At 37.1% G+C, this 7,421-nt stretch carries 7 protein-coding genes and 2 pseudogenes; 6 read left to right on the top strand and 3 right to left on the bottom strand.

All coding sequences use genetic code 11. The annotated features are described in order from the left end of the window. The first annotated feature begins 448 nt into the window (after nt 1-448). The 5 genes and pseudogenes from ACFX4L_RS24565 (at nt 449) to ACFX4L_RS24585 (ending at nt 3,310) form a co-directional block, all read left to right on the top strand. Entirely contained in the window at nt 449-1,417 is a 969-nt protein-coding gene (locus ACFX4L_RS24565; RefSeq protein WP_089362322.1) for a hypothetical protein, read from the top strand. A 72-nt stretch (nt 1,418-1,489) separates the two neighbouring features. Next, entirely contained in the window at nt 1,490-1,720 is a 231-nt protein-coding gene (locus ACFX4L_RS24570; RefSeq protein WP_377406550.1) for a DUF5131 family protein, read from the top strand. Continuing rightward, nucleotides 1,689-1,814 carry a DUF5131 family protein gene (locus ACFX4L_RS24575; protein ID WP_318686956.1) on the top strand — a complete coding sequence of 42 codons (126 nt, stop codon included), beginning with the start codon at nt 1,689-1,691 and terminating at the stop codon, nt 1,812-1,814. Before ACFX4L_RS24570 ends, ACFX4L_RS24575 begins: the two co-directional genes overlap by 32 nt. Continuing rightward, nucleotides 1,796-1,954 (top strand): DUF5131 family protein, encoded by a 159-nt coding sequence (locus ACFX4L_RS24580; RefSeq protein WP_375166293.1) that lies wholly within the window; start codon nt 1,796-1,798, stop codon nt 1,952-1,954. The genes ACFX4L_RS24575 and ACFX4L_RS24580 overlap by 19 nt, the downstream gene beginning before the upstream one ends. Next, a pseudogene (locus ACFX4L_RS24585) lies at nt 1,927-3,310 on the top strand (IS4 family transposase). Before ACFX4L_RS24580 ends, ACFX4L_RS24585 begins: the two are co-directional and overlap by 28 nt. 367 nt (nt 3,311-3,677) lie before the next feature. On the opposite strand, the pseudogene ACFX4L_RS24590 reads toward ACFX4L_RS24585, so the two are convergent. Continuing rightward, a pseudogene (locus tag ACFX4L_RS24590) lies at nt 3,678-4,550 on the bottom strand (SDR family NAD(P)-dependent oxidoreductase). Between the two features lie 114 nt (nt 4,551-4,664). Here ACFX4L_RS24590 and ACFX4L_RS24595 point away from each other — a divergent pair. Next, on the top strand, nt 4,665-5,117 hold the full coding sequence (locus tag ACFX4L_RS24595) for a MarR family winged helix-turn-helix transcriptional regulator (RefSeq protein WP_377406552.1): 453 nt from the start codon (nt 4,665-4,667) through the stop codon (nt 5,115-5,117). A 485-nt stretch (nt 5,118-5,602) separates the two neighbouring features. On the opposite strand, the gene spoVB is transcribed toward ACFX4L_RS24595, so the two are convergent. Together spoVB and ACFX4L_RS24605 are read right to left on the bottom strand one after the other, a co-directional pair. Further along, the gene (gene spoVB, locus ACFX4L_RS24600) at nt 5,603-6,889 is read right to left on the bottom strand and encodes a stage V sporulation protein B (RefSeq protein ID WP_377406556.1); all 1,287 of its coding nucleotides are present in this window, start codon (nt 6,887-6,889) and stop codon (nt 5,603-5,605) included. Then, nucleotides 6,883-7,137, bottom strand: a complete 255-nt coding sequence (locus ACFX4L_RS24605; protein ID WP_377406554.1) for an oligosaccharide flippase family protein — start codon at nt 7,135-7,137, stop codon at nt 6,883-6,885. The genes spoVB and ACFX4L_RS24605 overlap by 7 nt, the downstream gene beginning before the upstream one ends. Nucleotides 7,138-7,421 lie beyond the last annotated feature (284 nt).

The following is a 7,421-nucleotide window of genomic DNA, read 5'->3' on the forward strand; positions in this document are numbered from 1 at the left end:
GAGTCTCGCACTTCCGCTCCAATCAACCTTATATAGTTTCGTTTTAAAAACAACAATCTTTACGAAAAGAGCCTTTTATAAAAAGAATAATCCAATTTAAATAATAGTAAGGGCATATTAGTTATTGACACAAGAAGGTCGTCAATGAAGGCGATCTTCTTGTGTCAATTTTTTAGAATAAGGGATTCCTTATTGGAATATTATGTTAAAGTTAAAGCGAGCAGAGCAGTTTTTAGGGTATTGACGGTGAGCGTAATGGGGGGGAATGATTATCTTCGTGAAAAGTCTTATATTTCATTAAAACTAAAACAGTTTAAATAATAATTCTTAAGGGGTGTTTATTTATAGTTATAAATAGAAATAAACATGAGAGTTTAAATGGAAGCGCTCTGTTCATTGTAGAGGTAGAGATTTACGAACTCACTGGTCTGGCAGCCGAGGTGTCCTCATGACAGTAATGAAAAAGCAGCCAATTTCACATTTGATGAAGAAGCGCAGATTTTGGGGTTATGGTGCCGCTATAGCGTTAATGCCTTATCTGTTAATCAAAATCGCCTGGACGTTCGGTCTCTTCATGCCGACCGAACAAATGGGCGACCCAAGTTGGCGCACTGCAAACGCAGTAACAATGGTTCTAGCTGCAGTTGGTATCCTGTTAGCATTGGCGTTTAGCATGACATGGGGTGAGCGACTGCCCGCCTGGTTGGTTGCCTTGCCCGTCTGGGTAGGTACTGGTTTACTTATTCCTATGCTGTTGTTAGCACCTGTGCTTGGTCCTGCTGCTATGATACGCGATCAGCAGGCAGGAGCTGTCAACGTTTGGGTATATGAGCAGATTTTCGTAATGGTCTCACTGGTTGGAGTCGGCATCTGCCTACCTTTCGCCTTAGCTGGATACGCTAAAGCGCGTTGGCCAGAGGCATTTGCTGATCCAATCGACATTGAATTACTCCCGGGCAACAGCCAGAAACTGCATATCACCTTGGCTAGGCTTGTCGCGGCTGGCTGTATCCTGCTTGGATTTATTAAGCTATTCTGGGCGGTTGGTGGAACTATTGGCATCAACCCAGCTATGTTGGATAACCGCGATATATGGTGGCACCTATTGTCGTTGAGTACCGGTGTGTGGGCCTTCGCGGGGGCATGGGGTTTGTTGGTACTGACCACCCGCCGCGGGTCGAAGAGGTTCCTCCCTCCTATGGCAGCAGCATGGATCTCGTCGGGAATGCTGTTCTCTTATAACCTCTTTAACCGCTTGTCCGCCATTCGCCCCGATGCACAACCTGCTCTAGAGTACCCGCTTGCATATGTACTAACCACCGAGTTAAGTAGCGTCTTGGGAGTGATGATGGGAATAATTATCCTGATGGTACTGCACGACCGCCGGAGAGCAATGCGCAGTTCTAGAAGGAATTAATGTCCAATATTGAATTATATTTATAAAAAGAGAAAAACATAAAATAAAAAAACTGCCCAATTCCATGTCGGATTGTATGTTCTGCTGGATTTTATACAGAGAGTCTTTAAAACAATGAATGAAACGCCACATAATACTTATCAAATACTAACGAAACGTTCTAAACGACTAAGTGAATTGGCTGAATCCTTACATTGGACACCAAATATTTGGATAGGAACAAGTTTAGAGAATGAAGATGTATCTTATCGAATTAAAGATTTAAGAAAAAGTGCCTGCTCATATTCGATTTCTCTCACTTGAACCACTTCTTGGGCCTCTAAACTTCCTTGATCTCAAAGATATACACTGGGTAGAATCTGGCCCAGGGTCGATTCTATGGAGACTGAATGGGTAAGAACAATACGCGACCAGGGTGAAGAACAGAAAATAGCTTTCTTTTTTAAACAATGGGGCGGAGTTCAAAAACATCGGTTTGGAAGAGTATTAGATAACAAAACATATGATGAATATCCAAATCTCTCTTGCTTGATATAAGCAAGGTTTTTTTTAGTGTGTATACTCGCGAGCGATTTAGTAAGTATCAAGCAAACGAATTCATTGCCCTTTGCGTATGGCTCAGTCAGGAAATCGCTAGCACTTCACTTACACAATTGTGCAGTCGGTTAGAAGCTTCTACTGGGATAACTGATGAGTTCAGAGGAACTGAATCAACGCTTTAATCCAGCAGCTGTCGCATTTCTTCGAGAAGTCTTCACTTCTCTTCTCACACAAAAACTCTGTTCAAATCAATCGCTTTCTACACACATGATGGCTACTTTCAATCGCATCCGTATTTTAGATCCGACAGTGTTTCAACTGCCTGATCAGTTCGCCACTGACTATCAAGGTTCAGGTGGGAGTAGTAATACGGCAGGCGTGAAAATCCAATTGGAATATGATTTACTTAGTGGTCAATTTCTTAACGTGCAGCTTGGACTAGGAAAGAATAATGATAAAACATATGGGACCATCTGCCTTGAAACCGTAGAGGCGTGCGATTTGTGTTTGCGTGATCTTGGTTATTTCGATTTAGGTGACTTACAAGCCATTCATGATAAAGAGGCTTACTATATCTCGCGGTTGAAGCTGATTACACGCATTTATATCAAGAACCCTGAGCCAGAATACTTCAACAATGGCACGTTAAAAAAACAAACAGAATACATCCAACTTGATATGACACAAATGATGTCTGGTCTAACCCCTCGTGAAACGATGGAAATCCCCGAGGCATACATTGGCCAAAATCAGAAGCTTCCAGCACGGGTCATTATCCATCGTTTAACCGATGATCAAACGCAAACACGCCTAAAAAACCAAGCGATACGTGAAAAGAAGAAAGGCATTGTCATGAAGGATAAAAGTAAAAGTTTAATGGGCATGAATGTATATATCACGAACACGTCGCTAGAAGAAGTACCGGCGAACTACGTGCATTCTTTGCATTCACTTCGTTGGCAGATTGAGATATTGTTTAAAACGTGGAAGTCATTCTTTGAAATTGATGAATGTAAAAATATGAAAAGAGAACGCCTAGAGTGCCATTTATATGTACAACTAATTGGTATTCTCCTCTGTTCTTCTACGATGTTTCAAATGCGACAGCTTTTGCTTGAAAAGAAAAAGCATGAGCTGAGTGAATACAAAGCGATTTATATGATTAAAGATTACTTTCCGTTACTGTTTCAAGCGATAGCAGTTGGCACTGAAGAACTTTTGAACATTCTGCATCGCCTTTATCAGCTGCTAAAAAAGAACGGTCGTAAATGTCATCGGAATAAGAAGATGACCGCCTTTGATATTCTAGGGGTTGTGTATGAAACGACGGTGAAGCATAGACAAGCTGCCTAGCGAAAAAATCTCTTTTTAATAGGCTTCTTTGGCATGCCTACTTTTCCATCACTCGCTAGTTTCGAAATAAGGATCATTTCGTATCTAGTCATTTACTTTGTTAGCTTGATGGGCATGTGATGCTACCCCAATAAGAATCTTTTTTCTTAATAAAATCCCTCAGTATAATAGATAATACTCACGAATACTGGCTTATTCGCAGGATTTCAGACCACGGTATAGGTTTATTTTCTGCATCATTCATCTGATTTAAACTTCTTAGGAATGTCTTGTTCATACGGCTCAACAAAACCTATTTTTTGATAAAACAACTATAAATTATCCCAATAAAAAGTGAATTAGAGAAAATCTATCATTAAAAATAGCTTCATTTTTTTTTGTAATCTAGTAATAATTCTTCTGTAAGCTTCCACAAACTTTGCTGCATAAGCTTTTCATTTCCAGGATATACTGGTTCAATTTCAGCACCAGTTCCTACTGTAAAATATCTACCCGTAATATTTTTAAATTTTGGTTCAGTTGCTAGACGAACTATGAGGTCAGCACCCCTTTTAGGATTTCCGATGTTTAGAAGTTTCAATATTCCCCCTAATATTGTAGAAAACCAGAGATCTCTTCCTAGACCAGTATTATTGAAACCTGGATTCAGAGTGTTAGCAGTGACCTTAATATTAGATAACTGACGTGCAAGCTCATAGGTAAACATTATGTTTAAGAGTTTTGTTTTACCATAGACTTCTGATGATCCTTTAGCTTTAAAGGAAGAAGTATCAATCAAATCATCTGGCAATTTTAGCTTTCCATGATTACGTGATGATTCTGAAGCAACAGTAATGATTTTTCCATTTTCTGCTTTTATTAAAGATTCCATTAATAAATCTGTAAGTAACCAGGGTGTTAGGTAGTTTATAGCTATCATCTCAGCGAAACCTTCAGATGTAATTCTTTGTTTAAAACCGTGAATCCCCGCATTATTAATAAGTACATCAACCTTTGGGCAGTTTTCTTTTATCTCGAGACCGATCCGACATGTATCTTTCATTTAGGACAGATCACCGAAATAGAAATCCACTTCAGTGGCTGGTGAAGCTTTTTTAATCAACCTTTCAGTAATTTTTGCTCGCTCTTCATTACGCGCAGTCAATACTAGTTTTGCACCAAGTTTTGCAAGTTCAACTGCTGCAATCTGACCTATACCACTTGTAGCCCCTGTAATTACAACAATAGGATATCCAGACATTATTAACCCCCATAAACTTGACATATAACAGGTAAACGAAATATATTTGATATATGTCAACTATAAATAGTTAATTGATATATGTCAATTACTTATATAGAGAAGGAGATAACTATGAGTAATCACTCTGACGTTAGAGAAGAACTTGAACTAAATTTAGGTAAACAACTTAACGCGTTGATAAGCGAAGCGCATGCACTTAATGTTAGAACTGCTTCTATATTTGACGCAACATTACAGCCAGCAGCTTTTTTGATTGTTCGTTGGTTATACTCACATGGTCCTGCTAACGCAAGCACTTTAGCTGAATCAACCGCCATGGATCGAAGCTCTGTAAGTAGACTTATTGGCCAGCTAAAAAATCGAGGTTATGTTATGAGTGAACCTCACTCCACAGATCGTCGTGGTGTATTGTTGTCCTTGACCACAAAAGGTCGTGAAAAAACTACAAGAGCAATAAGAGAAAAAGAATCTATCTTTTATGAAACTATCTCAGGTTTAACTAATTCTCAATTGAAAGAATATATTGAGATGCTTAAAAATCTTTCTCAGAAAAAAAAGGATTGATAAGATGAATGCTCTTTAGATTAGACGGCCTTTACTGTACAATGATTTCTAAATTAGTGAAAGGATGATATTGAAATGATGATATTGAAATGATGCAACTAAAATTACAGATAGTGGTTCAAGGTTTCTTGTATTAATTTGATCAAAATTTGTTTCAAATCTACACCTAAAGGCACAAAGCAGGGTTCTCCTTATCAAGACCTAATTCCAGAAAAGTCATAAAAATAAAGGGCGTTACATATTATACATGACTAAAATGTATCACCCTATTCTATCTATTCTGGAATGGCTACTTTTCATCAGGTTGTATGGTTTTTACGATTTGCTCCAGAACAATTAGATGAAATGATAACACGATTATACGTTATGTTGGAGGACCGCAAAAAAATTGAAATACTAAACTGACCAAATAAGATATTAAGCTAACGGGTGCTTAAAATTAAACAACTTTATTGTCACAGATCAGCAGGTTAATTAAATGTATGCTATTTATGCAATTTTTTAAAATGAATGATTTTGAAAAAAAGTAGAAATAGTAGATAATTAAGCAAGGAAATCGTTAAAGATATAACCAATATCACGATTAAATTTGTAGTCTCATTTTCAATATATTTAAATGTAATTAATCCACCGTACCCCATAATAATACCGGATAAAATAACTTTGATAGTATCGATTAGATTTAAATTAAACCCAATTAATTTTTTAATTGAAAAGAAATGAAGGGATGTACCTAAGGTCAATCCAATATTTAAAGATAGGGCGACTCCATAAATCCCCAATTCAGGGTTGGAAGCAAGAAACACTATAGAAATTAGGGATATTATAGAAGCCACTAAATTATTTATCATGACAGTATTTGCTTTTCCTAAACCAATCAGTACTGCTTGAAAGGGAGTACGAAAGTAGTGTAATAGAAAGAATGGCCCCATGATTTTAAGAAAAGTACCTGCTTCTGGTGACTTATATATCAGTGTCGTTAAAGGCTCTGCAAAAACGTACAAAATGATTGTCCATGGAACGCCTACAATCATAGCTATGTTAACAGATTGTTGAATTCTTTTCTTAATAAGAAGATGATTATTATTCTCTTTCGATTCACTAATAGCTGGTACTAAAGCTATTGATAAAGAATTAGTTACAAAACCCGGAAGAAGCATTAAAGGTATAGCATATCCCATCACAATACCATATTGTTTGGTAGCTAAAGCCGTTCCAATACCGGCCAGAGCCAAACTTTGTGTAATCAGAATGGGCTGAATAATTCCTATAAAAGATTGTATTAAGCCGTTTCCAGTTGTCGGCAGTCCAGTTTTAAGTAAATCGAAGAAAATTTCCTTACCTTTGCTGATCTGTTTTATAAAGGAATGGTGTAATTTGAATTTTTTATGTTTTGACCATTTAAATACAGAGAATAAATATAGTAGAGAAAATCCTTCCCCGATAATGCCACAAAGAATTGCCCCAGCTGCAGCATAATCGATTCCATAAGGAAGTAGCCACTGAACTAGAAAAAATATAAGCCCAATTCTAACAACTTGCTCAATTACTTGGGATAGCGCAATGGGTGTCATGTTTTGTTTGCCACGGAAATATCCTTTTATGACTGAAGAAACTGCCACAATAGGAACTATCGGTATCACGGCAAGTAAAGAATAATAAGCTCTTTGATCTGTTAAGAAATGTGAAGACAATGCCTTAGCACCGAAAATTGCAACAATCATTAAAATAAATCCTAATAAGCTAGTAGTTACTAATGATACAATCAGGATTTTTTTACACGTCTATAGTTTCCCTTTATTTCAGCTTCAGCAACCAGTTTAGATATAGCTATGGGAAGTCCTAACGTAGTTAATGTAATTAAAAGTCCAGTAACAGGCATTGCCATCATGATAAGTCCGACGCCTTCAGGACCTATTACATTTGCTAATACTATTCCGTTGGCAAATCCCAATATCTTTGTAATGAATGCGGCAACTGTTAAAATCATAGTTCCTTTAAAAAGAGATTGTTTAGTCATCAATTCTTCACCCTCTACCTTGTCCATATATGAATATATGCATGATAAAGGTAAACTTATGTTGGTTATTATAATGGAGAAAAAAGGGAGCCTTTTACCTTTCTGATAAGGTTGTCTATGTAAACTAGCTATCTATATCTTTCTAGAACTCCCATGAAAATTAAAAAAGCTCAAAATCCAGAAAAAACCACAACAAAATAGACCCAGTAAAAACGCTTTTTAAAAAAAGGCTGAGCCTTATGAGTGATCTGATTGAGTTTGGTAAATCGTTAAACAAAAACCTC

It is taken from the genome of Peribacillus sp. YIM B13482, assembly GCF_042787975.1.
Lineage (GTDB): Bacteria > Bacillota > Bacilli > Bacillales > DSM-1321 > Peribacillus > Peribacillus simplex_A.